Source organism: Pseudomonas sp. PDM19, from assembly GCF_014852215.1.
Lineage (GTDB): Bacteria > Pseudomonadota > Gammaproteobacteria > Pseudomonadales > Pseudomonadaceae > Pseudomonas.
On sequence record NZ_JACVBG010000002.1, the window covers coordinates 637,162 to 661,571 of the forward strand.

At 65.2% G+C, this 24,410-nt stretch carries 20 protein-coding genes, 2 tRNA genes and 1 pseudogene; 14 read left to right on the top strand and 9 right to left on the bottom strand.

Going from position 1 to position 24,410, the window contains the following annotated elements:
- Positions 1-170 precede the first annotated feature (170 nt).
- The gene (locus tag IB273_RS11315) at positions 171-869 is read left to right on the top strand and encodes a MerR family transcriptional regulator (protein WP_230986170.1); all 699 of its coding nucleotides are present in this window, start codon (positions 171-173) and stop codon (positions 867-869) included.
- Positions 870-873: 4 nt separating this feature from the next.
- Here the strand turns inward: IB273_RS11315 and IB273_RS11320 are convergent, their stop codons facing one another.
- Complete coding sequence (locus IB273_RS11320; protein WP_192224096.1) at positions 874-1,788, bottom strand: LysR family transcriptional regulator; 915 nt, start codon at positions 1,786-1,788, stop codon at positions 874-876.
- An 82-nt stretch (positions 1,789-1,870) separates the two neighbouring features.
- On the opposite strand from IB273_RS11320, the gene IB273_RS11325 reads away from it, so the two are divergent.
- Positions 1,871-2,329 (top strand): DMT family transporter, encoded by a 459-nt coding sequence (locus IB273_RS11325; protein WP_151187969.1) that lies wholly within the window; start codon positions 1,871-1,873, stop codon positions 2,327-2,329.
- A 199-nt stretch (positions 2,330-2,528) separates the two neighbouring features.
- Here the strand turns inward: IB273_RS11325 and IB273_RS11330 are convergent, their stop codons facing one another.
- Complete coding sequence (locus tag IB273_RS11330) at positions 2,529-6,005, bottom strand: PAS domain-containing hybrid sensor histidine kinase/response regulator (RefSeq protein ID WP_081520200.1); 3,477 nt, start codon at positions 6,003-6,005, stop codon at positions 2,529-2,531.
- Positions 6,006-6,244: 239 nt separating this feature from the next.
- On the opposite strand from IB273_RS11330, the pseudogene IB273_RS11335 reads away from it, so the two are divergent.
- The 4 genes and pseudogenes from IB273_RS11335 (at position 6,245) to IB273_RS11350 (ending at position 12,321) form a co-directional block, all read left to right on the top strand.
- Positions 6,245-6,843: pseudogene (locus IB273_RS11335) on the top strand (GNAT family N-acetyltransferase).
- A gap of 207 nt (positions 6,844-7,050) precedes the next feature.
- On the top strand, positions 7,051-7,902 hold the full coding sequence (locus IB273_RS11340; protein WP_192224097.1) for a helix-turn-helix transcriptional regulator: 852 nt from the start codon (positions 7,051-7,053) through the stop codon (positions 7,900-7,902).
- 205 nt (positions 7,903-8,107) lie between these two features.
- On the top strand, positions 8,108-10,279 hold the full coding sequence (locus IB273_RS11345) for a TonB-dependent receptor family protein (RefSeq protein ID WP_192224098.1): 2,172 nt from the start codon (positions 8,108-8,110) through the stop codon (positions 10,277-10,279).
- A gap of 167 nt (positions 10,280-10,446) precedes the next feature.
- Entirely contained in the window at positions 10,447-12,321 is a 1,875-nt protein-coding gene (locus tag IB273_RS11350; protein WP_081520204.1) for an MFS transporter, read from the top strand.
- Positions 12,322-12,384: 63 nt separating this feature from the next.
- Here the strand turns inward: IB273_RS11350 and IB273_RS11355 are convergent, their stop codons facing one another.
- From IB273_RS11355 to rdgC, 4 genes are all read right to left on the bottom strand, one after another.
- Positions 12,385-12,594 carry a cold-shock protein gene (locus IB273_RS11355; protein ID WP_045210321.1) on the bottom strand — a complete coding sequence of 70 codons (210 nt, stop codon included), beginning with the start codon at positions 12,592-12,594 and terminating at the stop codon, positions 12,385-12,387.
- A 205-nt stretch (positions 12,595-12,799) separates the two neighbouring features.
- Positions 12,800-13,114: a quaternary ammonium compound efflux SMR transporter SugE gene (gene sugE, locus IB273_RS11360; protein WP_017522056.1), complete on the bottom strand. Its 315-nt coding sequence runs from the start codon at positions 13,112-13,114 to the stop codon at positions 12,800-12,802.
- A 134-nt stretch (positions 13,115-13,248) separates the two neighbouring features.
- A complete protein-coding gene (locus IB273_RS11365) occupies positions 13,249-14,205 on the bottom strand; it encodes a bile acid:sodium symporter family protein (protein ID WP_081520205.1) in 957 nt (318 codons plus the stop codon).
- A 72-nt stretch (positions 14,206-14,277) separates the two neighbouring features.
- Positions 14,278-15,198: a recombination-associated protein RdgC gene (gene rdgC, locus IB273_RS11370; RefSeq protein ID WP_017522054.1), complete on the bottom strand. Its 921-nt coding sequence runs from the start codon at positions 15,196-15,198 to the stop codon at positions 14,278-14,280.
- 177 nt (positions 15,199-15,375) lie between these two features.
- On the opposite strand from rdgC, the gene IB273_RS11375 reads away from it, so the two are divergent.
- The 4 genes from IB273_RS11375 (at position 15,376) to IB273_RS11390 (ending at position 17,373) form a co-directional block, all read left to right on the top strand.
- Positions 15,376-15,451, top strand: a tRNA-Val gene (locus IB273_RS11375).
- Positions 15,452-15,464: 13 nt separating this feature from the next.
- Positions 15,465-15,541 (top strand) — tRNA-Asp (locus IB273_RS11380).
- A 285-nt stretch (positions 15,542-15,826) separates the two neighbouring features.
- Entirely contained in the window at positions 15,827-16,573 is a 747-nt protein-coding gene (locus IB273_RS11385) for an FKBP-type peptidyl-prolyl cis-trans isomerase (RefSeq protein WP_081520206.1), read from the top strand.
- 374 nt (positions 16,574-16,947) lie between these two features.
- Positions 16,948-17,373 carry a YkvA family protein gene (locus IB273_RS11390; protein WP_045210318.1) on the top strand — a complete coding sequence of 142 codons (426 nt, stop codon included), beginning with the start codon at positions 16,948-16,950 and terminating at the stop codon, positions 17,371-17,373.
- Here IB273_RS11390 and IB273_RS11395 read toward each other — a convergent pair.
- The gene (locus IB273_RS11395; RefSeq protein ID WP_192224511.1) at positions 17,361-18,119 is read right to left on the bottom strand and encodes a transporter substrate-binding domain-containing protein; all 759 of its coding nucleotides are present in this window, start codon (positions 18,117-18,119) and stop codon (positions 17,361-17,363) included. The two genes, IB273_RS11390 and IB273_RS11395, sit on opposite strands and share 13 nt — an antisense overlap.
- Positions 18,120-18,204: 85 nt before the next feature.
- On the opposite strand from IB273_RS11395, the gene IB273_RS11400 reads away from it, so the two are divergent.
- The 3 genes from IB273_RS11400 to IB273_RS11410 all read left to right on the top strand — a co-directional run bounded on the left by IB273_RS11400 (position 18,205) and on the right by IB273_RS11410 (position 19,371).
- The gene (locus IB273_RS11400; RefSeq protein WP_192224099.1) at positions 18,205-18,522 is read left to right on the top strand and encodes a helix-turn-helix domain-containing protein; all 318 of its coding nucleotides are present in this window, start codon (positions 18,205-18,207) and stop codon (positions 18,520-18,522) included.
- Positions 18,519-18,884 (top strand): hypothetical protein, encoded by a 366-nt coding sequence (locus IB273_RS11405; protein WP_081520209.1) that lies wholly within the window; start codon positions 18,519-18,521, stop codon positions 18,882-18,884. Before IB273_RS11400 ends, IB273_RS11405 begins: the two co-directional genes overlap by 4 nt.
- A gap of 70 nt (positions 18,885-18,954) precedes the next feature.
- Complete coding sequence (locus IB273_RS11410; protein ID WP_225594682.1) at positions 18,955-19,371, top strand: tetratricopeptide repeat protein; 417 nt, start codon at positions 18,955-18,957, stop codon at positions 19,369-19,371.
- A 1-nt stretch (position 19,372) separates the two neighbouring features.
- On the opposite strand, the gene IB273_RS11415 is transcribed toward IB273_RS11410, so the two are convergent.
- Complete coding sequence (locus IB273_RS11415; protein ID WP_151187966.1) at positions 19,373-21,121, bottom strand: bifunctional diguanylate cyclase/phosphodiesterase; 1,749 nt, start codon at positions 21,119-21,121, stop codon at positions 19,373-19,375.
- A gap of 91 nt (positions 21,122-21,212) precedes the next feature.
- The gene (locus IB273_RS11420) at positions 21,213-23,291 is read right to left on the bottom strand and encodes a carboxy terminal-processing peptidase (protein ID WP_192224100.1); all 2,079 of its coding nucleotides are present in this window, start codon (positions 23,289-23,291) and stop codon (positions 21,213-21,215) included.
- A gap of 138 nt (positions 23,292-23,429) precedes the next feature.
- On the opposite strand from IB273_RS11420, the gene IB273_RS11425 reads away from it, so the two are divergent.
- Positions 23,430-24,392 (top strand): NAD(P)H-quinone oxidoreductase, encoded by a 963-nt coding sequence (locus IB273_RS11425; RefSeq protein ID WP_192209771.1) that lies wholly within the window; start codon positions 23,430-23,432, stop codon positions 24,390-24,392.
- Positions 24,393-24,410: the final 18 nt, after the last annotated feature.

Below are 24,410 nucleotides of genomic sequence, written 5' to 3' on the forward strand. Positions count from 1 at the left end.
CTAGTGCTTTCGATTGTTCTGAGGGCGCAACGGTGACTATCATCCGCGCCATGAGCACACCCCTGAATCTTCTCCAGCGCCTGCTGCAACGCCCGGACGATGCGCCCTCCACGGTGGAGGACGAGCGCGAGTACACGGTGGATGAGCTCGCCCGCGAGGGCGGCACCACGGTGCGCAACCTGCGCGCGTATCAGGATCGCGGCCTGCTGCCGCCGCCCGAGCGCCGCGGCCGCGCCGGGGTGTATTTCGCCAGCCATCTGCGCCGGCTGCGGCTGATCAACCGCCTGCTGGAGCGCGGCTACAACATCGCCAATATCAAGGAGCTGCTGCAGAGCTGGGAGCATGGCCACGACCTGGACCACGTGCTCGGCCTCGACGAAGCCATCGTCGGCCCGTGGAACCTGGAGTCCCCCGGCAGCATCGAGTTCAGCGACCTGCAGGCACTCTTCGGCGATGAGCTCGATGATGCAGTGATCGACCAGGCGCTGGCGCAGGGTTTGCTGGCCTTCGATGGCGAGCGCATCAGCATTCCCAGCCCGCGCCTGTTCAACGCTGGCGTCGAGCTGTATCGCGCCGGTATTCCGCTGGCGGCACTGCTGGATCATCTGGCGGTATTGCGCACCGACACCGAACACCTGGCCGCCGGCATCGTGCGGCTGGTAGTGACCCATCTGGTGGACAAGCCAGGCGCCGACCTGCTGCCCGGTGCAGCGGACCTCGAGCGTCTCGCCGAAGTCTTCCAGCGCCTGCGGCCGGTGGCCGAACAGGTGGTGCTGGTGGAGCTGGCGCGCGGCCTGAAGCGTTCGGCCAACGAGATGCTCGGCGAGCGCGTCGGGGAAATCCTCCGGCGGCTGGAAACGCCGGAGTAACGGCTCAGGTACGGCGGGTCACCTCGGCCAGTTTGCCGCGCAGCCAGCGTCGTGCCGGGTCGTCCTCGCTGGCCTCCGACCAGATCTGCACGAAGTCGAAAGGTGCCAGTTTCAGCGGCGGTTCGAAGCTCGCCAGGCCGCAGTTTTCGAGATCATCCGGGAGCATCCGCGCGGCGATGGTCAGCACCAGGTCGGTGCCCGCTAGCAGGCTGGGCGCGACGCTGAAGTGCGGTACGGTGGCGGCCACCTGACGGCGCCGGCCGAGTTTTTCCAGGTGACTGTCGATCTCTTCCGCCGGGCTCTGCTGCAGGGCGACCCGCAGGTGCGGGGCGGCGAGATAGTCGTCCAGGTCCAGGCGCTGTCTTTCGCCCAGGGTTTCCCTCGAGCACAGGCAGACGAAGCGTTCCTCGAACAACTGCTGCATCCGCAGTCCTTCGGGCAGCATCGGGAAGACCCCGAGCGCGACATCCAGCTCGCCGCTCGCCACCTGCTCGGCCATGCCCACCCGCGAGGCCTGCCTTACGTCCAGGTGAATGCCCGGCGCCTCGCGGCGCAGGAGCGGCAGCAGGGCCGGTAGCACTACCCAGGCGCTGTAGTCGGACATGCCCAGGCGCAACTCCATCTCGGCGCTGGCCGGGTCGAAATCGTCGCCCAGCACCAGCCGGCGCACACCGCCGAGGATTTCCCGCAGCGGCTCGGCCAGTTCGAAGGCGCGGCGGGTCAGTTGCATCTGGTTGCCGGCGCGCACCAGCAACGGGTCGTCGAGCAGGTCGCGCAGGCGGTTGAGTGCATGGCTCACCGCCGGCTGTGTCATCGCCAGCCGCTCGGCCGCGCGGGAGACGTGGCGCTCGTCCAGCAGCGCATCGAGGATCACCAGCAGGTTGAGGTCGATGCGGCGCAAGTCATGAATCGAGTGCATCTGTGCTGTACCGATCATTCATTTCCATGCGCAGGATGGATAGCAGAAGCTGAAGGCATCGACAAGAAACGGAGGAAAGTCGATGTCGAAACTACTTCTTCTGCTGCCCGCCATCGGTGTAGGCGCGCTGGTCGCCCTGCAGGCCGGCAGCAACTCCCTGCTCGGTCGGCAGCTGGGGCATCCATTGAGTGCCAGCCTGACGTCCCTGGGCGTGAGCCTGGCGGCGGTGATCATCGCCCTGCTGGCCTTCCGTGTGCCGTTGCCGCCGGCAGCTGGCATCGCTACCACGCCGTGGTGGGGCTGGCTGGGTGGGCTGTTCGGCGCGGCTTACCTGACGGTCGCGGTAATGCTGGCGCCGCAGCTGGGGGCGGCGACTTTCCTGGCCTGCGTGGTGGCGGGGCAGATGCTGATGTCGGCGTTGTGCGACCAGTTCGGCTGGGCCGGTTTCCCGGTGCGGCGGCTGTCAGTCGAGGGCTTGCTGGCCGTCGGGTTGATCATTGCCGGGGTGGTGTTGCTGCAGTGGCGGGGGCGGCTGGCTTGAGTCGGGTGCGGAGCTGGCCGGGAAGACCCTCTGCCTAACCCTGGCTGCGCGCCCCGCTCCGAAGGGAGAGGGGACTGGTTCGGAGCGCGATGAAAGACCAATGCTCGCCGGATGGCACATAACCAAGAACGGCACGGTTAACTCCCTCTCCCTTCAGGGAGAGGGCGGGGAGAGGGTGCTAAGCCCGCGCTGAGGACCATCACCGCAAACTCAAATGCCGACTCAACAACGCCCTTAGCGCCGCCGGCTTCACCGGCTTGGGCAGGAAGTCCAGACCGGCCGCGTGGATCTGCGCCACCAGTTCAGGACGGGCGTCCGCGCTGATCACCACGCCGGGCACGGGCTCGCCCAGACGGGTGCGCAGCCAGGCCATGAGGTCGGTGCCCAGCTCGCCGTCGTCCAGGTGGTAGTCGATCAGCGCCAGTTGCGGACGCGCATCGCCCTCGAGCAGCGCCTGGCATTCCTCGCGGCTACGTGCGGTGAGCACGCGGCAGCCCCAGCGGGTCAGCAGGCTGTTCATGCCGGTGAGGATGCTGTCTTCGTTGTCGACACAAAGCACCTGCGCGCCGTTGAGCTGTTCCGGGGTTTCCACCTTGTGGCCGTTGAGCGGCGCCGGAGCCGGCTGGCGCGCCAGCGGCACGCTGACGCTGAACACGCTGCCCTTGCCCGGCCAGGAGCGTACTTCCAGACGGTGGCCGAGCACCTTGCACAGTCGATCGGCGATCGCCAGGCCCAGGCCCAGACCCTTTTCGGCGCGGGTCTGGTGGCTGTCCAGGCGTTTGAACTCCTCGAAGATCACCTGCAGCTTGTCCGGTGGGATGCCCGGGCCGTGGTCCCAGACTTCCAGGCGCAGGTGCCCGGCCTCGCGGCGCACGCCCAGCAGCACGTGGCCCTTGGCGTAGCGGAAGGCGTTGGTGAGGAAGTTCTGCAGCACGCGGCGCAGCAGTTTGATATCGCTTTCCACGCGCAGCTTGCTGCCGCGCACATGGAAGTCGATGCCGTGCTCCTGGGCCAGCACGCGGAACTCCACGCCCAGGGTGTCGTACAGGTTGCTCAGCGGGAAGCCCGCGACGTCGGCGCTGACACGGCCGCCCTCAAGGCGCGAGATATCCAGCAGGTCGGTGATCAGGTCCTCCGCCGAGCGCAGCGACGAGTCCAGGTGGCGCACCAGTTCAGTGGCCTCCTCGGGCAGTTTTTCCTGGTGGGCGAGGGCGGCGGAGAACAGCCGCGCCGCGTTCAGCGGCTGCATCAGGTCGTGGCTGACGGCGGCGAGGAAGCGCGACTTCGACTGGTTCGCCGCCTCGGCGGTGCCCTTGGCCTCGGTGAGTGCCTGGTTGAGTTGCGACAGCTCGAAGGTGCGCTCCTGCACGCGCTGCTCCAGGCCTTCGTTGGCGTCCTTCAGGCCCTGCTCGGCGTCGCGGTAGTTGGTGATGTCGGTGAAGCTCATGACGAAGCCGCCGCCGGGCATGGGGTTGCCGATCAGCTCGATCACCCGGCCGTTGGGGAACAGCCGCTCGGAGGTATGCGGCGTGCCCTGGCGCATCCAGTACAGGCGCTTGGCGACGTGCAGGTCCGGATCACCCGGCCCGCAGAGATTGCGCTCGGCGTTGTAGCGGATGATGTCGGCGATCGGGCGGCCGACGTAGATCAGCCCGTCCGGGTACTCGAACAGTTCGATGTAGCGGTGGTTCCAGGCCACCAGGCGCAGCGACTGGTCGACCACGCTGATGCCCTGGGTGATGTTCTCGATGGCGCCCTGCAGCAGCGCGCGGTTGAACTGCAGCACCTCGGAGGCTTCGTCGGCGATCTTCACCACGTCCTCCACCTGCATCTCGCGGCCTTCGATGGCGGCCTTCACCACGGCGCGCGCGGAGGAGGCGCCGAGTACGCCGGCGAGCAGGCGCTCGGTGTGGGCGATCCACTCGTCGTTGGCGTTCTGGCTGGGAGTGAAGCCCTTGCCCTGGCGGTAGGCGAAGCGGATGAAGCTCTGTCGCGCGCGTTCCTCGCCGACGAAGCGGGCGGCGAGCATCAGCAGGTCTTCCAGCTGTACCGCGAGCATCGAGCGCGAGCTGAGTTTCTGGGAGATTTCCTGGCCGATGAAGCGACTGGCCTGCCAGTGCTCGGAGACGCGGGTGCGGGAGAACACCGAGACCAGTCCGAACAGCGCGAAGTTGCCGATCAGCGAGAGCAGCACGCCCAGGGTCAGCGGCTCGATGGACAGGCCGAACGGGCGGCCGGCGAGCCATGCCAGGCCGGGGAATGTCTGCAGCGGCCAGCCCAGGCCCTTGGCGACTACCGGCAGCACCAGCGTATAGGCCCACAGCAGCGAGCCGGCGGCCAGGCCGGCGAACACGCCGCGGCGGTTGGCCTGCTTCCAGTACAGCGCGCCGATCATCGCCGGGCCGAGCTGGGCGATGGCGGCGAAGGCGATCTGGCCGATGGTGGCCAGGCTCGCGGTGGAGCCCAGCAGGCGGTAGCTGACGTAGGCCAGCAGGAGGATCAGCGCGATGCTCACCCGGCGCACGGTCAGCAGCCAGTGGCGGAACACCTCGAACGGCTGCTCGGCTTCGCCTTTGCGGCGCAACAGCCAGGGCAGCAGCATGTCGTTGGAGACCATGGTGGACAGCGCCACGCTGGCTACGATGACCATGCCGGTGGCCGCCGAAGCGCCGCCGATGAAGGCCAGCAGGGCCAGCGCCGGATGCGCCTCGGCCAGCGGCAGGCTGATCACGAAGGAGTCGGGCATCACGCCGGCGGGCAGGTGCATCTGCCCGGCAAGGGCGATGGGCACCACGAACAGCGCGGCCAGCACCAGGTAGATCGGGAACACCCAGCGCGCCAGGTTGAGGTCGCGCGGCTCGATGTTCTCCACCACCAGTACGTGGAACTGGCGCGGCAGGCACATGATGGCGGTCATCGCCACACCGGTCTGCAGCAGCATCGCCGGCCAGTGCACGGTCTCCTTCCAGTATTCGGTGAGCTGCGGGGCGACGCGGGCCTGGTCGACCAGGTCGCCGAAGCCGTCGTAGAGACCGTAGGTGACGAAGATGCCGACGGCGATGAAGGCGGTGAGCTTGACCAGCGACTCGAAGGCGATCGCCAGCACCATGCCGCGGTGGTGCTCGGTGACGTCCAGGTTGCGGGTACCGAAGACGATGGTGAACAGCGCGAGGATCAGCGACACGATCAGCGCCGTGTCCTGGGCGCGGATGCCGGTGGAGTCGGGGCCGGCACCGATCAGCAGGTTGACGCCGAGGACGATGCCCTTGAGCTGCAGGGCGATGTAGGGCAGCACGCAGACCACGCAGATCAGCGCCACCACCACCGCCAGCGCCTGCGACTTGCCGTAGCGCGCGGCGATGAAGTCGGCGATGGAGGTGATGTTCTCCTGCTTGCTGATCATGATCATCTTCTGCAACACCCAGGGTGCGAAGAGCATCAGCAGCACGGGGCCGACATAGATCGGCAGGAAGGACCACAACTGGTCGGCGGCCTGGCCGACGGCGCCGAAGAAGGTCCAGCTGGTGCAGTAGACCGCCAGGGACAGGCTGTAGACCCAGGCGCGGACACGCGGCGAAAGAGGGGCGCGACGGCGGTCGCCATAGAACGCGATGGCGAACAGGACCGCCATGTAGAGCAGGGCGACCGTTGCGATCAACCCACTGGACAACGACATGCTGACTCCGGAAGTGAACTGGCTCCCCCGCAGGAGCGCTGTGGCATCGAAGCAGTTTCGCATCAAAGTCCGGAACTGTCAGACACCTGCTACCAATGTCTCAGTGGCGCTGTGTCACGCCTCACACTTGAGAGCGGAGCGCCGGGCTGATAGCTTGCCGGCCTTTTCGCGGTCCGTCCGTCGAGCGCCATCCGGCGCGCGGCACTTCAGCCGGCCGCTACGCTCTGATGTGAGCGAAGATTTCGCGTCGTGTTTCGAGGAGGGCGCCATGTTCAGACCGTTACCCATCACCTTGCAGCGCGGGGCCCTGCGCCTGGAGCCGATGGTGGAGGCCGACGTGCCGGACCTGGTGACGCTGGCGGAGCAGAACCGCGACGTCCTGCAGTTCATGAGCGCGCCGGGGCGCCCGGACTGGTACCGCCAGGGCCTGGCCGACCAGCGCGAGGGCCGTGCGCTGCCGCTGGTGGTGCGGCTGGGCAACCAGATCGTCGGCACCACGCGCTTCATGGACTTCCTCCCGGCGCTGCCGGCCTGCGAGATCGGTGCCACCTGGCTGGACCAGGCCCAGCACGGCAGCGGCCTCAACGCCACCATGAAGTACCTGATGCTGCGCCACGCCTTCGATAGCTGGAAGATGGTCCGCGTGCAGTTCAAGACCGCCGCCAGCAACGAGCGCTCCCAGCGTGCCATCGAGAAGCTCGGCGCGGTGCGCGAGGGTGTGCTGCGCAACCACCGGCGCCTGGCCGGCGGGCGGCTGGACGACACCATCCTCTACAGCATCACCGACCAGGAATGGCCGCAGGTGAAGGCCGCGCTGGAAGCTGGTTTCAACGGCTGAGTGATACTCTGTTCGCGGCTTCAAAACCCCTCACCCTAACCCTCTCCCCATGGGAGAGGGGACCGATCGGCGCAGGATGAAACCGCTATGTCAGCCGGCACGGATTGCCCCCTCTCCCCCTGGGAGAGGGTTGGGGTGAGGGCAAGCACAGGCACAGAGGTGCCAGCAATGGCTCGGCGTTTAGATCATTCCAGGGCGGAGTAGTGCATGGCAGAACACGACGCGAGTGGCGAACGCACCCGCTTCTGGCGCGCCCAGGAGCTGGGTGGCGTCGAGCTGCTGCACGCGCGCTATATCGAGCAGGTGTTCTCGCCCCACGTCCATGAAGGCTTCGCCTTCGTCATGATCGAGCAGGGCGCACAGCGCTTTCACCATCGCGGCGCCGAGCACTTCGCCCCGGCCGGCAGCGTGGTGTTGATCAACCCCGACGAGGTGCACACCGGTTCCAAGGCCGACGAGGCCGGCTGGCGCTACCGCGGCTTCTACCCGGAGCTGGCGCAGGTGTCCGGCGTGCTGGAGGAGCTGGAGCTGGGCGGAGGCGGTACGCCGTCGTTCGATGCCAGCGTGGTGTTCGACCCGGAACTGGTGCAGGCGCTGTTCGCCGCCCACCGCCTGGTGGATTCCGACGCCACCGTACTGCAGCGCCAGACCTGCTGGCGCGAGGCGCTCCTGCTGCTGTTCCAGCGTCACGCACGGATTCCCGAGGCACCGCCGGCGGGCAATGAGCCCGTGGCTGTGGCCCGCGCCCGCGAGCTGCTCGGTTCGCGGTTGATGGAGCCGCCGTCGCTGGAAGAGCTGGCCGCTGCCGTCGGGCTGTCGCCTTTCCATTTCGCCCGCGTGTTTCGCAAGGCCACCGGCCTGCCGCCACATGCCTGGCTCAAGCAGCGCCGGCTGGAGCAGGCAAGGGCGCTGCTCAAGCAGGGCTGCATGCCGGTGAATGTGGCGATGCAGCTCGGTTTCGCCGACCAGAGTCACCTCAGCCGGCAGTTCAAGCAGGCCTATGGCGTCGGCCCCGGCGAATACCGCCAGGCTTGTGCGCGGTCTTTCCGCCCCGTCTGATTTTTCCGGCGTCGTTATCGGCCAGAGCCCGCCACCGAAGGGCTGCTGGCCTATTGCCGTGGCTGATGAACAGTCGTTCGAGATGCCGAAAAGAGAATCTGAGTCAACCGGAATATTTTGTCATTTGCGATACATTTGCATTTACAAAATTTACAATCAGTTCTAATTTCCCGCCCCTTCACGAAATACCCGGGGAGGGGGAAGCATGTCGCACGTTCGTTCGTGGTCGCGCCTGGCGATCGCCGTAGCCCTGGCCACGCCGCTGCTGCCAGCGCAGGCCGAGGAAGAGACCAAGGAGCTGGAGACCGTTACCGTGGTCGGTGACTGGCTCGGCGAGGCCGACCAGCAGGTGGTACAGAACCACCCCGGCGCGCGCACCGTGGTGCGTCGCGAGCAGATGATCGAAGAAGGCGCACAGAACGTGCGCGATGTGCTGCGCGGCATTCCCGGCGTGCAGGTGCAGGACAACAATGGCACCGGCGGCAGCGATGTCTCCCTCAACGTCGGCGTGCGCGGTCTGACCTCGCGACTGTCGCCGCGCTCCACCGTGCTCATCGATGGCGTCCCGGCCGCCGTGGCGCCCTACGGCCAGCCGCAGTTGTCGATGTTCCCGCTGTCGGTGGGCAACCTCGACAGCGTCGACGTCGTGCGTGGCGCCGGCTCCGTGCGCTACGGACCGCAGAACGTCGGCGGGGTGATCAACTTCGTCACCCGCGCGATTCCCAAGGAATTCTCCGGCGACGTCGGCAGCACCGTGGAAACCGCTTCCCACGGCGGCTGGAAGAAGCTCTACAACGCTTTCCTCGGCGGCACCGCCGACAACGGCATGGGCGCTGCACTGCTGTACTCGGGCGTGAAAGGCGCGGGCTACCGCGACAGCAATGACGCCACCGATATCGACGACGTGATGTTCAAGACCCACTGGGCCCCCACAGACGCTGACGAGTTCACCGCCAACTTCCACTACTACGATGGCAGCGCCGACATGCCCGGCGGCCTGACCCAGGCGCAGTTCGACAAGGACCCGTACCAGTCGGTGCGCGACTATGACAACTTCACCGGCCGCCGCAAGGACGTCTCGCTCAAGTACAAGCGGCAGATCGACGACCTCGCGCAAGTGGAAGTGCTGACCTATTACAGCGACAGCTTCCGCGGCAGCACCATCGCCAACCGCGACCTCAAGACCCTGGCGTCGTACCCGCGCGACTACCACACCTTCGGTATCGAGCCGCGCGTGTCGAGGATCTTCATGGTCGGCCCGACCACCCAGGAAGCGAGCATTGGCTACCGCTACCTGAAGGAGGCGATGCACGAGCGCGCCAGCCAGGTCGCGCTGATCAACAACATCCCGACCACGCTGCCGACTCCCGGCGGTGACGGCCACACCTACCAGGACCGCACCGGCGGCACCGAGGCGAACGCCATCTACCTCGACGACAAGATCGACGTGGGCAACTGGACCGTCACCCCGGGCATCCGCTTCGAGCGCATCTCCACCGACTGGCACGAGCGCCCGGTGATCGACAACAAGGGCAAGCCGGTCCAGGAAAAGAACCGCAGCAAGGACTACAACGAGCCGCTGCCGGCGCTGGCGGTGATGTATCACCTGTCGGACGAGTGGAAGCTGTTCGCCAACTACGAGACCTCCTTCGGCAGCCTGCAGTACTTCCAGCTCGGCCAGGGTGGCAGCGGCAACGACACTGCCAGCGGCCTGCAGCCGGAGAAGGCGAAGACCTACGAAGTGGGCACCCGCTACGACAACGGCACCTGGGGTGGCGAAGTCACGCTGTTCTACATCGACTTCGACGACGAACTGCAGTACATCAGCAACGACGTGGGCTGGACCAACCTGGGCGCCACCAAGCACCAGGGTATCGAGACCTCTGCGCACTACGATATGGCCGCGCTCGACCCGGTACTCGCCGGCCTGACCGCCTACGGCACCCTGACCTACACCCGCGCGACCTACGAAGGCGAGATCCCCGGCTTCAAGGGCCGCGACCTGCCGCTCTATTCGCGCCAGGTGGCGACCATCGGCCTGCGCTACGAGCATGACCGCTGGACCTACAACTTCGACGGCTTCGCCCAGTCGAAGCAGCGCGCGCCCGGCCCGACCACCAACGCCAACGGTAGCTTCACCGGCAACTACATCACCGAGCCGACCGCCGATGGCCAGTACGGCGACATCCCCGGCTATGTGCTGTGGAATGCCCGCGTGGGCTACGACTTCGGTCCTCAGGCGTCGAACCTGAAGCTTGCCGCCGGGGTGAAGAACCTCTTCGACCAGATGAACTACACCCGCTCCAGCGACAACAACGCCGGTATCTACCTCGGCGAGCCGCGCACCTTCTACGTGCAGGGCAGCGTCGGCTTCTGAGGTCATCCCGGTAATTGAAAAGCCCGTCCTTCGCGACGGGTTTTTTCTTGCCCGGTTTGCACGGTTCGAATGGATTTGTGCGGGAAATGTGGCTTTTCTTCACGCTGTTGCCGTCATATCCGTGCTGTCATTCCGGCTCAAGGCCGCTACGCAGGTATACAAGGACGATGTCTCAACACTCGCAATTCGCCCTGCTGGGCACCAAGCGATTCCTGCCCTTCTTCATCACCCAACTGCTGGGTGCGTTCAACGACAACATCTTCAAGCAGTCGCTGATCCTGGCGATCCTCTACCATCTCACCGTTGGCGGTGACCGCAACCTGCTGGTCAACCTCTGCGCGTTGTTGTTCATCCTGCCGTTCTTCCTGTTCTCTGCCCTGGGCGGACAGTTCGGCGAGAAGTTCAACAAGGACGCGCTGATGCGCGCGCTGAAGCTGGCCGAGATCGTGATCATGGCAGTGGGCGCCGCGGGCTTCGTGTTCGGCAGCCTGCCGCTGCTGTTCCTCGCGCTGTTCGCCATGGGCACCCACTCGGCGCTGTTCGGCCCGGTGAAGTACTCGATCCTGCCGCAGCACCTGCGCGAGGACGAACTGGTCGGCGGCAACGCCCTGGTGGAAATGGGGACCTTCCTCGCCATCCTCTGCGGCACCATCGGCGCCGGCGTGCTGATGTCGCGGCAGGACTACGCCGCCGGCGTCGGCATAGCGGTGGTGCTGGTCGCCGTCTGCGGTTTCCTTGCCAGCCGCAATATCCCCCGGGCGGCCGCCGCACTGCCGGACCTGAAGGTCGACTGGAACATCTTCCGCCAGTCCTGGAGCATCCTCCTGCTCGGCCTGCGCCAGCGCCCGGCGGTGTCGCGCTCGCTGGTGGGCAACTCCTGGTTCTGGTTCCTCGGCGCGGTCTACCTGACGCAGATCCCGACCTATGCCAAGGAGTTGCTGCACGGCGACGAGAGCGTGGTGACGCTGATCCTCACCGTGTTCTCGGTCGGTATCGCGCTGGGCTCGATGCTTTGCGAAAAGCTCTCCGGCAAAAAGGTGGAGATCGGCCTGGTGCCCTTCGGCTCCATCGGCCTGAGCCTGTTCGGCATCCTGCTGTGGTGGCATTCGGGCGGCTTCCCGCAGGGCGAGCAGCCCTACAACTGGCTGGCGGTGCTGGAGCATTCGCAGTCCTGGGCGGTGCTGGCGGATATCCTCGGCATCGGCATCTTCGGCGGCTTCTACATCGTGCCGCTGTACGCGCTGATCCAGGCACGCACCGAGGAGGACAAGCGCGCACGGGTGATCGCCGCCAACAACATCCTCAACGCGCTGTTCATGGTGGTCGCGGCGATCGTCTCGATCCTGCTGCTGTCGGTGGCGAAGCTGTCGATCCCCGAACTGTTCCTCGTGCTCTCGCTGATGAACGTCGCGGTGAACGTGTACATCTTCAAGATCGTTCCCGAGTTCACCATGCGCTTCCTGGTCTGGCTGCTGACCCACTCGATGTACCGGGTCGACCACCGCAACCTCGAAGCCATCCCCGATGAAGGCCCGGCCGTGCTGGTGTGCAACCACGTGTCCTTCGTCGATGCGCTGCTGATCGCCGGTTCCGTGCGTCGCCCGGTGCGCTTCGTCATGTACTACAAGATCTTCCGCATCCCGGTGCTCAACTTCATCTTCCGCACCGCGGGCGCGGTGCCCATCGCCGGGCGTAACGAAGACGCCGAGACTTACGAGAAGGCTTTCGCCAAGGTCGCCGAGTATCTGCGGGAAGGGGAGTTGGTGTGCATCTTCCCCGAGGGCATGCTGACCCTGGACGGCGAGATGAACGAGTTCCGCGGTGGCGTGGAGCGCATCATCGAAGAGACCCCGGTGCCGGTTATTCCGATGGCGCTGCAGGGGCTGTGGGGCAGCTTCTTCAGCCGCGATCCGCAGAAGGGCTTCTTCCGTCGCCTGTGGTCGCGGGTCTGCCTGGTGGCCGGCCAGCCGGTGGCACCGGAGGATGCCCAGCGGCTGGCGCTGCAGGAGCAGGTCGCCGTGCTGCGGGGTGCGGCGCGCTGATCGTTCTCGCCACAAAGAAAAAGCCCCGGCAATGCCGGGGCTTTTTCATGGGCGTGTCGCGGTTCAGATAACCTGAACTTCGTCAGCCTGCAGGCCCTTCTGGCCTTCAACCACAACGAAGGAGACCTTCTGGCCTTCCTGCAGCGATTTGAAGCCGGTGCCCTGGATGGAGCGGAAGTGCACGAAGACATCGTTGCCGCTTTCCGGAGTGATGAAGCCGAAGCCCTTGGCGTCATTGAACCACTTGACGGTGCCGGTCTGACGATTCGACATGGAAATACACCTTGAACAATTGAATATTGTTTTGCGGAAAAGTCCGCGCTCGTCCTGAGTTGCAAGGTGCAGTCGAAGCCGGTTGGCGGGGCGTGGCCCCGCCTGGTCACGAGCCACAGTGACCCAAGCAAACACAGTGGCCCGCAGCATACCGACAAATTTTCGGGAAAGCGACAGCCCGCCGGTATCGAGAACCGATACAGCGTCAGTGGCTCAATTTCAGGCCGACCAGTCCGCACAGGATCAGCGCAACGCTGAGCAGGCGTACCGGCGCCATGGACTCGCCGAACAGCACGATGCCGACGATGACGGTGCCCACTGCGCCGACGCCGGTCCAGATGGCGTAGGCGGTGCCCAGCGGCAGATTTCTCATGGCCAGGCCAAGCAGCCCCATGCTGGTGATGATCGCCAGCACGGTCAGAGCGGTCGGTATCGGACGGGTGAAACCTTCGGTGTATTTCAATCCGACGGCCCAGGCGACTTCGAACAGGCCGGCGACGAACAGAATGATCCAGGACATGGAGCTCTCCAGACGGTGGATGGTATGGAGGGCCGTCCCCGCTGGAGCACCGGAAGGTGGTGAGGTCGTCCTCACAATGTGCAGTATTTTGCACAAAACCGGTGCGCCGGGCAAGCCGGCGCCGGTTTTCTGCCCTATTGCGGGGCTTTTTCCCGGACCGATGGCTCGTCGGTCATGCGGCGGAACCAGGTGGAAAGCGTCGCGCCGGAGATGTTGTGCCAGACGCTGAACAGTGCGCTGGGCACTGCCGCCAGCGGCGAGAAGTGTGCGCTGGCCAGGGCCGCGCCAAGGCCGGAGTTCTGCATGCCGACTTCCAGCGCCAGAGACTTGCGCTGCGCCAGCGGCAGGCCGAAGACCTTGGCGGTGAAGTAGCCGAGCAGGAAGCCGAAGCCATTGTGCAGGATCACCACGGCCATGATCAGCAGGCCGGATTCGGCGATCTTCGCCTGGCTGGCGGCGACCACGGCGGCGACGATGATCACGATGGATATCACCGAAATCAGCGGTAGCACGTCCACCACGTGACGCACCCGCGCGCCGAGCAGGCGCTGGGCAGCGAGGCCTAGGACGATGGGCACCACGACGACCTGCAGGATCGACCAGAACAGTGCGCCGAAGGAGACCGGCAGCCACGCCGAGGCCAGCAGCCAGATCAGTGCCGGGGTGAGCAGCGGGGCGAGGAGGGTGGTCACGCCCGCGATGGCCACCGACAGCGCCAGGTCACCGCGCGACAGCCAGGTCATTACGTTGGACGCGGTGCCGCTGGGGCAGCAGCCGACCAGGATGACGCCGACGGCGATTTCCGGCGGCAGGTGCATCAGTTGGCAGAGCAGCCAGGCCATGCCGGGCATGATGACGAAATGGGCAATCACCCCGAGGGTGACGCGCCAGGGATGTCGGGCGACTTCGGCGAAGTCCTCGACCTTGAGCGTCAGGCCCATGCCGAACATCACCACGCCGAGCATGGGCACGATGGCGACGGTGAGCGGGGTGAACAGGGAGGGAACGAAGAACGCCAGGATGGCGAAGAGCAGCACCCAGAGGGCGAAGGTGTTGCCCATGAAGCGGCTGAGCAGGATGAGAGCACGCATGGGCCGTCCTTCTTTTTATGTGGGCCTTGTTGTGTTGTCAGGCGCCGCGCGGACGCGGCGCCTGCCGGGGCATCAGATGCCTTCGGGCATCGCCTCGCCACCGAGTGCTTCGATCAGCGCCGGGATGAACTCGGCGAAGGTCAGCATCATCAGGGTGAAGCTGGCGTCGAGCTGGCCGAGGGCATCTTCGCCGCCGTCCTGTTCAGCCTTCTCCTGCAGCATGTCTTCGAAGCGCAGGCGCTTGATCGCGACCTTGTCGTCGAGGACGAAGGACAGCTTGTCCGACCAGGCCAGGGACAGCTGGGTGACCAGCTTGCCGGAGGTCAGGTGCAGCTGGATTTCCTCGCTGGTCAGGTCCTGGCGCTTGCAGCGCACCACACCGCCGTCTTCGTGGGTATCACGCAGCTCGCACTCATCGAGGACGAAGAAGTCGCCGGCGGCTTCCTGGGTCTTCACCCAGTCGGTCAGGGTGGCGGTCGGCGCGGTCTTCACGGTCAGCGGGCGAACCGGCAGCGAGCCCAGGGCTTCGCGCAGGGTCGACAGCAGGTCTTCGGCCTTCTTCGCGCTGGAGGTGTCGACCAGGATCAGGCCGAGGCTCGGGGCGATGGCGGCGAAGGTCACCGAACGGCGGATGAAGGCGCGCGGCAGGAGGGTCTGGACGATCTCGTCCTTGAGCTGGTCGCGTTCCTTCTTGTAGACCTTGCGCATCTGCGCAGCTTCGATCTCGTCGACCTTCTCCTTGAGCGCGTCACGCACGACGCTGCCGGGGAGGATGCGCTCTTCCTTGCGCGCGCTGACCAGGAAGAAGCCCTCGCTGGCATGCACCAGCGGGGCGTCCGGGCCCTTGCCGAAAGGCGCGGAGAAACCGTAGGTGGTCAGTTCCTGGCTGGCGCAGGAGCGCGCCGGCTTGCTGGCCAGGGCTTTCTCCAGGGCATCGGCGTCGATCTGCAGATCCTGGGTGAGGCGGTATACGAGCAGGTTGCGGAACCACATGAGGGGCTAACTCCTGGACACAAAGGGTGCATTATTCCGTTCGGCGCGGTTCAGGCCAACCCCGTTTCGTCATTCGCACTCTTCATCTAAGCCTTTGGAACATCTGAAAATTTTTTTCATCGGGGGGCTTGCCAGGTATCAATGTCCTCCGTAGAATGCGCCCCACTTCGAGACGAAGGGTGATTAGCTCAGCCGGGAGAGCATCTGCCTTACAAGCAGAGGGTCGGCGGTTCGATCCCGTCATCACCCACCACTCGAGGTCCGACGCAGCGGTAGTTCAGTCGGTTAGAATACCGGCCTGTCACGCCGGGGGTCGCGGGTTCGAGTCCCGTCCGCTGCGCCACAATTCGAAAAGCCCTCAGGTAGCAATATCTGAGGGCTTTTTCTTTGCCTGCCTTTTTATCTGCAATTGGCTTTCCTGCGAAGCTTCCCGTCGAAAGTTGCCCGTTTCGATCACAGCGATTCCGTGCTGCCCGTCTGACTTATCCTGTTAATTTTCTTATAAGTTTGCTGTGGGAACTTCTCCCCCGGCAGTGGTTCCTATTGCCCATAGCCACTGGCCACGAGCGCCTGATAAGCTCGCGGCTTCATTACTTCAGCCATGACGGCGCAAAGACAAGGATTCAGCATGAAACAACATCGGTTGGCGGCAGCGATCGCGCTGGTCGGCCTGGTTCTCGCGGGCTGCGACAAACAGGCCGCCGAAGTGGAACTCAAGACTCCTGCGCAGAAAGCCTCCTACGGCATCGGCCTGAACATGGGCAAGAGCCTCGCCCAGGAAGGCATGAATGACCTGGATTCGAAAGCCGTCGCCCTGGGTATCGAAGACGCCGTCGGCAAGCAGAAGCAGAAGCTGACCGACGAAGAGCTGACTGAAGCCTTCACCGCCCTGCAGAAGCGCGCTGAAGAGCAGGTCGCCAAGAAGAATTCCGAGGCCCTGGAAGCCGGCAAGAAGTTCCTCGAGGAAAACGGCAAGCGTGAGGGCGTGGTCACCACCAAGTCCGGCCTGCAGTATGAAGTCGTGAAGAAAGCCGACGGCGCGCAGCCCAAGGCCACCGACGTCGTCACCGTTCACTACGAAGGCAAGCTGGTCGATGGTACGGTCTTCGACAGCTCCATCCAGCGTGGCAGCCCGATCGACCTGCCGGTTGGCGGCGTGATTCCGGGTTGGGTCGAAGCCCTGCAACTGATGCACGTCGGCGAGAAGATCAAGCTCTTCATCCCGAGCGAGCTGGCCTACGGCGCCCAGAGCCCGAGCCCGACCATCCCGGCCAACTCGGTCCTGGTGTTCGACCTGGAACTGCTGGCCATCAAGGACCCGAACCAGCCTGAAGCCGAAGCTCCTGCCCCGGCCGCGGAAGCGCCCAAGCAGTAACTGAGTACCTTCGTACCAGAGAAAACGCCCCGTTACCCACGGGGCGTTTTCATTTGTGCTGGAAGCGCTCTGGAACGCTGCGCTGACCGCCGGGTCTGAAAGGGAGTAACCTTGGGGCCGGTGTTACCCTTATGCACATATTTGACGCAGATGAAACAATGTCCTCCCCTTGACATTGGCGGGCCCATCGCTTAGCCGCAACTGCATGATTTTTAACGCATTTACAGGGCTGAACAAAAAATCGCCGATCTGTCTGCAGGCCTCGTGGCTCGGGCGTTTTGGCGATGTGGGGGGTGGCTTTCAACAGAGTTATCCACAGGAAAGGTGGATAACCTTAACCAGCCCTGTACGAATCTTCCTATCGAGGTGAGTCGATGAAAAAGCCTCCGGGATTTGACCGTTTCCTGAAGCTCGCCAGCCGTTTCATCGCTGGTGGGAGATTGCCGGCGCTGCTGTTTGCGGTGTCGCGCAAGAGTGGCCGGGTGAAGCTGGCCAAGACCGACCTGAAGCTGCTGCAGGAGTTGCTGGTGGCCTGGGTGCGCGGCGATTACCGTGGCATCAGTTCCCAGGCGCTGGTCTCGGTGGTGGCGGCGCTGTTGTACTTCCTCTCGCCGGTGGACCTGGTGCCTGACTGGCTGCTGGGCGTCGGTTTTCTCGATGACCTGGCGGTGCTGGCCTGGGTGATTCGTCGCTGGCAATCGGAGATCGATGCCTTCAAGGTCTGGCGCGATGCGCAAGGCGTGGAAACCCGCGAAGCCCTGAAGCAACTCCCGCCGCCCGAAGCGATTCAGCGCCTCTGACCCAGCCGCGCCGTCTGTTCGCCAAGCAGGCGCTGGATCGAGCCGTCATTCACCATCGCCTGCAGCACGGCGTCCAGTCGCTCGGCGGGTAGCGGCAGCGCCGGGCCGTACGAGCAGTAGATGGAGTAGCGCTGCACATTGCTGCTGTTGATCGCCACGGGCAGTTCATGGTGCTGTGCGAGGAGGAATTCCAGCGGGCGGCGCATCTCGATCAGTGCGTCCAGGCGATGGGCTTCGAGCATGTGCAGGCGGGTATCCAGGTCGCGCACGTCGGCGCGTTTCACCCGGCCTTCGGCGAAGGCCTGCATCAGCGGGGCGGGGTACACATACCCCAGGCTGGTGCCGATGCGGATGCCGTGCAGCTGCGCGAGGTTTTCCACCGGCGGCGCGTCCGCACGCTGGGCCAGGGCATCCTCTTCCTCGAACAGACTCGGCGACCAGTGCAGCTTCTCCGGCGCCTTCATCCACTGCGGATTGTTGATGCACAGCAGATGGATCGCACCCTGGGCGAGCGCTGGTTCTGCGCGCTTGTCCGGCGTTTCCACGAAGCGAACCTCGAGCCCCAGGCGCTGTCCGACGCTTTCGCCCAGATCGCGAATGAAGCCAGGTGCCAATTCATGGTCGATACTTTCTGCGTAGGGCATGCCGTTGCTTGGCGAATAGCCCCAGCGCAGTTCCTCGGCGCCACACAGTGCGCTGGCCAGGCATAGGCAGAATGGAAGGAGGCGCTGCAAGTCGGTCCCCATGTCTGGTGGCGAGAGGCGCTGCGCAGTATAGCCGGCACAGGCGCGCATCAGGCTGTTAAGATGGCCGCCTGCAAGGAGTGTTGTCATGAACGTTCAAGTCATCATGCGTGACGGCGAAGCGGAGTACGCCGTGGTTCCCTGGGCCGAATACCAGGCCCTGCTGGCTGCCGCCGGCCGTGGTGTCGCCCAGGTCGTCAAACCCGTTGCCGCCCCGGCACTCGACGAGAAGCCGGACTGGAAAACACTGCGTGAAGCCCGAGGCTTATCCATTGAGACGCTGGCGCGTTCGGTGGGTATCAGCCCGTCCTACCTGGGACAGATCGAGAACGGCGAGCGCGAAGCCAGCGACGCCATCCAGCATGGCCTGCGTCGTGCCCTGAGCACTGGGGAGTCCGCTTCTTGAGCGTGCAGATCAGTCGCAAGCATTGGGAAGGCCTGCTCGGCGAGCTGGAAGATGCTCGCCGCCAACGCCATCTGCTCACCTACCGCGCGCTGATCGAGCGCCTGCAACTGCCGACCCCGGCGATGACCGTGCTGACCGCCGCGCTGGAACACCTGGCTGCGCTGGATGCCCGCGGTGGTCGTCCGCTGCGCAGCTCGCTGGTGATCAGCCAGGGCGCCAGCCGCCTGCCGCGTACCGGTTTCTTCGAGTATGTCGAGCGCCTGGGGCGTTTCTCCGGCGCCCCGGACGGCCCCGCTGCCGCCGGCTGGCATGCGGCGGAAGTCGCGCGCGTGTTCGAGTTCGAGTACCCCGAGGAACTCTGACGTGGCGACACCCCGCGAGCTGTTCTGGCGCCTGCGAGCGCGGTTGAGTTACGCCCTGGCGCGACGCCTGATGGGCTGGCCGTGGATGGTTCGCCAGCCGCGTTCCTGGGCCTGGATGCAGGGCCAGTTTTCGCGCATGGCCGCTCTGGGAGATGTTGGGGCGCAGAGCTTCTACGGACATCTGCTGCTGTTCCGCGGACAGGGTTTTGGCGCTCGCGAGGAAGGGTTGCGTCTGCTGCGTCTCGCTGCGGCAGAGGGCGACCACAAGGCGGCCTACCAGGTAGGTGTGCAAGCGCTCAAGGGTGATACCCGCCATGCCGCTGATGCGCAGGAAGCCGCGCGTTACTGGGGCCAGGCAGCCGAGGCGGGCCACCCGCTGGCGGCGCGCAAGCTCGGCGAGTTGTATCGCAGCGGCGGCCCCGGGCTGGAGCCCGATGATGCCCAGGCCGAGCACTACGAAACGCGCGCCCGAGAGCTGGGCCTCTGATTCACTCGGCCGTGAGGATGTGCAGGCTGTAGCCGGGCATGTTCTTCGCGTGGCGCTTGGCCTCCGAGGCCAGCCCGGCCAACTGGCTGGCATCCAGGCGCTGCCCGGCGCCGCTCTTCACGTGCACCACGCCAATCGACAGTGACAGCAAGGGATATTCCTCGCGCCGCCCCTGGCGGTTGTGTGCGACGAAGCAGCCTGCGTCCAGGTGCTCGCGGCTATAGAAGCGCCGGCACTGTCCCTGGAAATCCTCCAGCAGGTGATTGAGGCGTTCGCGCCAGTCCTGCGTGCCCAGCACCAGCATGAAGTCGTCGCCGCCGATGTGGCCGACGAAGTCTCGCGTCGGGTCCACCCGCTCGCCCAGGCACTGCGCCAGGCACAGCAGGACTTCGTCGCCGCGCGCGTAGCCGTAGAGATCGTTGAAGGGCTTGAAGCTGTCGATGTCGACGTAGCACACCACGGCCTCGCGGCCCTGTTGCAGCAGGCGCGCCAGGCACTGCTGGATGGGCACGTTACCCGGCAACAGGGTCAGTGGGTTGGCATGCCGGGCCTGGCGGATCTTCTGCTCGGTAATCAGCTTGAGCACGTCGATCACCCGACCCAGGCCGAGGTAGCGGCCGTTCAGGGTGATGATGAAGTCTTCCTCGATGCGCTGCCGCGCACGACTGGTGAGCAGGCGGCTGACCTGCTGCAGCGACTGGCTACGCTCCACGGCGAGGAAGTCGTCGCTCATCAACCGGCTGATCGGCTTGCGTGCATACAGCTCCGGCGCGAAGGGCTTGAGCAGCGCGTCGGCCAGCGCGTGCCGGTGGACAATGCCCACCGGCTGGTCATCGCGGTCCAGCACGGCCAGGGAGTTCAGGTTGGCCTGGGCGCGGAAGGCTTCCAGCACATCGCCGATGGGCGTGCTGTCGCGCACGGCCGGTTGCTCCAGCAGCAGCGGTTCGAGATCGGACTGATCCTCGGCGAGCAGTGCGCCGGCGTTGTCCACTTCCGGCAGCAGGGCGCGCGCATCGCGCGGCGGAGTTTCGTTGGGGCGGCCGAGCAGGTAGCCCTGCACCAGGTCCACGCCCATCTCCGAGAGCACCGCCAGCTCTTCCGGAATCTCGATGCCTTCGGCAATCACCTGGGCGCGGGAGGCGTGGGCCATCTTCAGGATCGAGCCGACGAACTCGCGCTTCACCGCATCCAGGTGGATGCCTTCGATGAAGTGACGGTCGATCTTCACGTAGTCGGGGCGCAGCTCGGACCACAGGCGCAGGCTGGAATAGCCGGCGCCCAGGTCGTCCAGCGCAATGGAGAAGCCCATGGCGCGGTAGTGGTGCAGCGCGGTGTCGAGGAGGCTGAAGTCCTCGATGGGGGTCTGCTCGGTCAGCTCGATCACCACGTCGCTGGGCGAGATGCCGAAGGTCTGCAGCAACTGCAACGTGCGGCCGGGCTGGTGGGTCGGTTCCAGCAGGGACTCCGGGGACACGTTGAGGAACAGCTTGCCCTCCAGCTTCAGGTCGCGGAAGCGTGCGCAGGCCTTGCGTCGGCAGAGCAGCTCCAGCTGGCTGAGGCGGCCGCTGCTGCGGGCGATACTGAACAGCGGCAGGGGCGAGTGCAGGGGGCCATTGGACGGGCCGCGGGTAAGCGCTTCATAGCCCACCAGGCGCCTTTCCGAAAGCGACAGGATGGGTTGGAACAGGCAGTGCAGGTCGCCGTGAGCGAGGATCTGGTCCAGCGCGCTCAACTGCTCGGTGACGGTCATGACGGTTCTCGGTGGCTGTAAAAAGCAAAAGGGCCGGTTTCCCGGCCCTGTGCATTTCACGACAGCGTCATGACTGTTTGATTACATCCGATCAGTGTTTGGCGACCTGGGAGTCCAGATTCAGGTAATCGATCAGGATGTGCCCGGATTCGGTGAGGTAGGCGTCGTCCTGCGGCTTGGTCTTGTCCTCTTCCGGCAGGGCGTTCTCGTCTTCCTTCTTCAGCTCCTTGAGCGGCTCCTGGCCCTTGGATTTGCGCAGGGCGTTCTCCATGGTCAGCTGGCGATTCTCGATGCTGGTCTGCTGGGCACGACGCTTGGCTTCGTTGAGGCTGACAGTCTTCTCCTTCATCAGCTCCTGGGCCAGGGCGAGACGCTCGCGGGCATAGACGAAGTCCGCGTTGTGCTCGGTGCGCGCGTCGTGGCGGGTGCGCAGCTGGTCGAGGAACGGCTTGAACGGATCGGCCTGGGCCTTCAGCGCGGGCTTGATGGTGTCCCACGGCATGGAGTCGGGCAGGGCGCTCTCGCCGATTTCCTTGTCGTCGACGATGGACGGGTAGGCGATGTCCGGGATCACGCCCTGGTGCTGGGTGCTCTGGCCGGAGACGCGGTAGAACTTGGCCAGGGTCAGCTTCAGCTCGCCATGGTTGAGCGGCTGGATGGTCTGCACGGTGCCCTTGCCGAAGGTCTGGCCACCGACGATGAGCGCGCGGTGGTAGTCCTGCATGGCGCCGGCGAAGATCTCCGAAGCCGAGGCGGACAGGCGGTTGACCAGCACGGTCATCGGGCCGGTGTAGAAGGCCTTGCCCTCGTCATCGTTGAGCACGTCGACACGGCCGTCGCTGTTGCGCACCAGCACGGTCGGACCCTGGTCGATGAACAGGCCGGTCAGCTCGGTGGCTTCCTGCAGGGAGCCGCCGCCGTTGTTGCGCAGGTCGATGACGATACCGTCGACCTTGTCCTTCTGCAGTTCGGCGATGAGCTTCTTCACGTCGCGGGTGGTGGACTTGTAGTCCGGGTCGCCAGCGCGGTAGGCCTTGAAGTCGAGGTAGAACGCGGGCACGTCGATGATGCCCAGCTTGTAGTTCTTGCCTTCGTGGTCGATGGTGATTTCCGACTTCTTCGCCGCCTGGTCTTCCAGCTTCACCGCCTCGCGGGTGATGGTGACGATCTTGCTGGTCTGGTCGTTCGGCGCGTTGGTCGACGGGATCACTTCCAGACGGACCTGCGAGCCTTTCGGGCCGCGGATCAGCTTGACCACTTCATCCAGACGCCAGCCGACCACGTCGACCATCTCGCCCTTGCCCTGGGCGACGCCGATGATCTTGTCGGAGGTGGCGATCTGCTTGCTCTTCTCGGCGGGGCCGGCCGGTACCAGGCGCACGACCTTGACGTAGTCGTTGTCGCTCTGCAGTACGGCGCCGATGCCTTCCAGCGAGAGAGACATGTTGATGTCGAAGTTTTCCGCGCTGTCCGGCGACAGGTACTGGGTGTGCGGATCGTAGGTCTGGGCGAAGGCGTTGATGTAGGCCTGGAAGATGTCTTCGCTGCGGGTCTGCTCCAGGCGCATCAGCTGGTTCTTGTAGCGCTTGGTCAGCTGCTCCTGGATGGCCTTGTTGTCCTTGCCGGCGATCTTCAGGCGCAGGACTTCGTCCTTCACCTTCTTGCGCCACAGGTCGTCGAGCGCGGCGCTGTCTTTCGCCCAGGGCGATTTCTCGCGGTCGATTTCCAGCGATTCGTCGGTGTTGAAGTCCATCTTGTCGACGCCCTTGTTCAGGGTGGCCAGGGCGAAGTCCAGGCGCTCCTTCAGGCGGTCGAGGTGACGCTTGTAGATGGTGAAGCCGGGCTCCAGTTCGCCGCTTTTCAGGAAGTCGTCGAACTGGGTGCGCCAGGGCGCGAACTGGTCGATGTCGGCGGCGGTGAAGTACATGCGCGCCGGGTCGAGTGTCTTCAGGTAGCTGTCGTAGATTTTCGCCGAGCGCTCGTCGTTCAGCGGCGGCTTGTTGTAGTGATGGCGCTTGAGTAGCTCAACGATGTTGAGGCTGGCGATCACTTGATCCCGGTCGGGCTGCAGGCCGTCCCAGACGTTCGGGCTGGTGGTCGCCGCGAACGAGGAAAAGGCGGTGGCGCCGAGGATGAACAACAGGGCGGTACGGGGCAAAAATCGCTTCATGCTGATTCGACTGATCGCGGAGTTATGACGCATATTAGGCCTTAATTGGCGGCGCCGGGTTCAATCGCAGGTGAATTCGGCGCGAAGAAAGGGCCCGACCTTACGGATCGGGCCCTGCGAAGTCACTATGGAGGCAGCGTGAACGCATTGCAAGGCATCGAAGGGCGAGTGGAGTGGGCCGAGCGCCCGAACCCGACTTGCGCACAGGGACAGATCCGCATCCAGGTCGCCGCCGCGGGACTCAACCGCGCCGACCTGTTGCAGGTGGCCGGTCTCTACCCGCCGCCGCCGGGGGCGAGCGACATCATCGGCCTGGAATGTTCCGGCGTGGTGACCGAGGTCGGCGCCGGCAGCACCTGGCAGGTGGGCGACCGCGTCTGTGCCCTGCTGGCCGGTGGCGGCATGGCCGAGGAAGTGGTGGTGGACGAGCGTCATGCGCTGCCGGTGCCTGCGGGCCTGAGCCTGGCCGAGGCCGCCGCGCTGCCGGAGGTGTACGCCACGGCGTGGCTGAACCTGTTCATGCTCGGTGCGCTGCAGCCCGGTGAGAAAGTCCTGCTGCACGCGGGCGCCAGCGGCGTCGGCTCGGCCGGCATCCAGCTGTGCAAGGCCTTCGGCAGCCCGTGCTGGGTGAGCGTCGGTTCGGCCGACCGTCTCGCCTATTGCGAAGGCCTCGGTGCCGAGGGCGGCGCCCTGCGCGGCGAGAGCCTCGAATCGCTTCGGGATTTCGCTCCCTTCGATGTGATCCTCGACCCTGTTGGCGCGAACTACGCCAAGCTGGACCTGGAAATCCTCGGCCGCGACGGTCGATGGGTGGTCATTGGCCTGATGGGCGGTCGCAAGGCCGAACTGGACCTGGCCCTGCTGCTGGGCAAGCGTGTCCAGCTGATCGGCTCGACCTTGCGTTCGCGCGACGCCGACTACAAGGCGCAGCTGATCGCCGAGCTGGGACAGAAGGTCTGGCCGCTGTTCGAATCCGGCAAGTTGAGCCCGCAACTGGAACGCACCTTCCCGGTCCGCGACGCGCAGAGCGCGTTCGATGCCCTGGCGAGCAACCAGGTGCAGGGCAAGGTGGTGGTGCTGATCGACGAAAGCCTGAGCTGAGTCGATTGCAGCAATGAA

Bases quoted from the DNA above. Each gene is read 5' to 3' on its own strand.
- IB273_RS11355 (WP_045210321.1), bottom strand. From the start codon at position 12,594: ATGTCGAATCGTCAGACCGGCACCGTCAAGTGGTTCAATGACGCCAAG.
- IB273_RS11350 (WP_081520204.1), top strand. From the start codon at position 10,447: ATGTCTCAACACTCGCAATTCGCCCTGCTGGGCACCAAGCGATTCCTG.
- IB273_RS11400 (WP_192224099.1), top strand. From the start codon at position 18,205: ATGAACGTTCAAGTCATCATGCGTGACGGCGAAGCGGAGTACGCCGTG.
- IB273_RS11330 (WP_081520200.1), bottom strand. From the start codon at position 6,005: ATGTCGTTGTCCAGTGGGTTGATCGCAACGGTCGCCCTGCTCTACATG.
- IB273_RS11410 (WP_225594682.1), top strand. From the start codon at position 18,955: ATGGGCTGGCCGTGGATGGTTCGCCAGCCGCGTTCCTGGGCCTGGATG.
- IB273_RS11365 (WP_081520205.1), bottom strand. From the start codon at position 14,205: ATGCGTGCTCTCATCCTGCTCAGCCGCTTCATGGGCAACACCTTCGCC.
- IB273_RS11420 (WP_192224100.1), bottom strand. From the start codon at position 23,291: ATGAAGCGATTTTTGCCCCGTACCGCCCTGTTGTTCATCCTCGGCGCC.
- IB273_RS11385 (WP_081520206.1), top strand. From the start codon at position 15,827: ATGAAACAACATCGGTTGGCGGCAGCGATCGCGCTGGTCGGCCTGGTT.
- rdgC (WP_017522054.1), bottom strand. From the start codon at position 15,198: ATGTGGTTCCGCAACCTGCTCGTATACCGCCTCACCCAGGATCTGCAG.
- IB273_RS11395 (WP_192224511.1), bottom strand. From the start codon at position 18,119: ATGGGGACCGACTTGCAGCGCCTCCTTCCATTCTGCCTATGCCTGGCC.
- IB273_RS11340 (WP_192224097.1), top strand. From the start codon at position 7,051: ATGGCAGAACACGACGCGAGTGGCGAACGCACCCGCTTCTGGCGCGCC.
- IB273_RS11320 (WP_192224096.1), bottom strand. From the start codon at position 1,788: ATGCACTCGATTCATGACTTGCGCCGCATCGACCTCAACCTGCTGGTG.
- IB273_RS11345 (WP_192224098.1), top strand. From the start codon at position 8,108: ATGTCGCACGTTCGTTCGTGGTCGCGCCTGGCGATCGCCGTAGCCCTG.
- IB273_RS11390 (WP_045210318.1), top strand. From the start codon at position 16,948: ATGAAAAAGCCTCCGGGATTTGACCGTTTCCTGAAGCTCGCCAGCCGT.
- IB273_RS11325 (WP_151187969.1), top strand. From the start codon at position 1,871: ATGTCGAAACTACTTCTTCTGCTGCCCGCCATCGGTGTAGGCGCGCTG.
- sugE (WP_017522056.1), bottom strand. From the start codon at position 13,114: ATGTCCTGGATCATTCTGTTCGTCGCCGGCCTGTTCGAAGTCGCCTGG.
- IB273_RS11415 (WP_151187966.1), bottom strand. From the start codon at position 21,121: ATGACCGTCACCGAGCAGTTGAGCGCGCTGGACCAGATCCTCGCTCAC.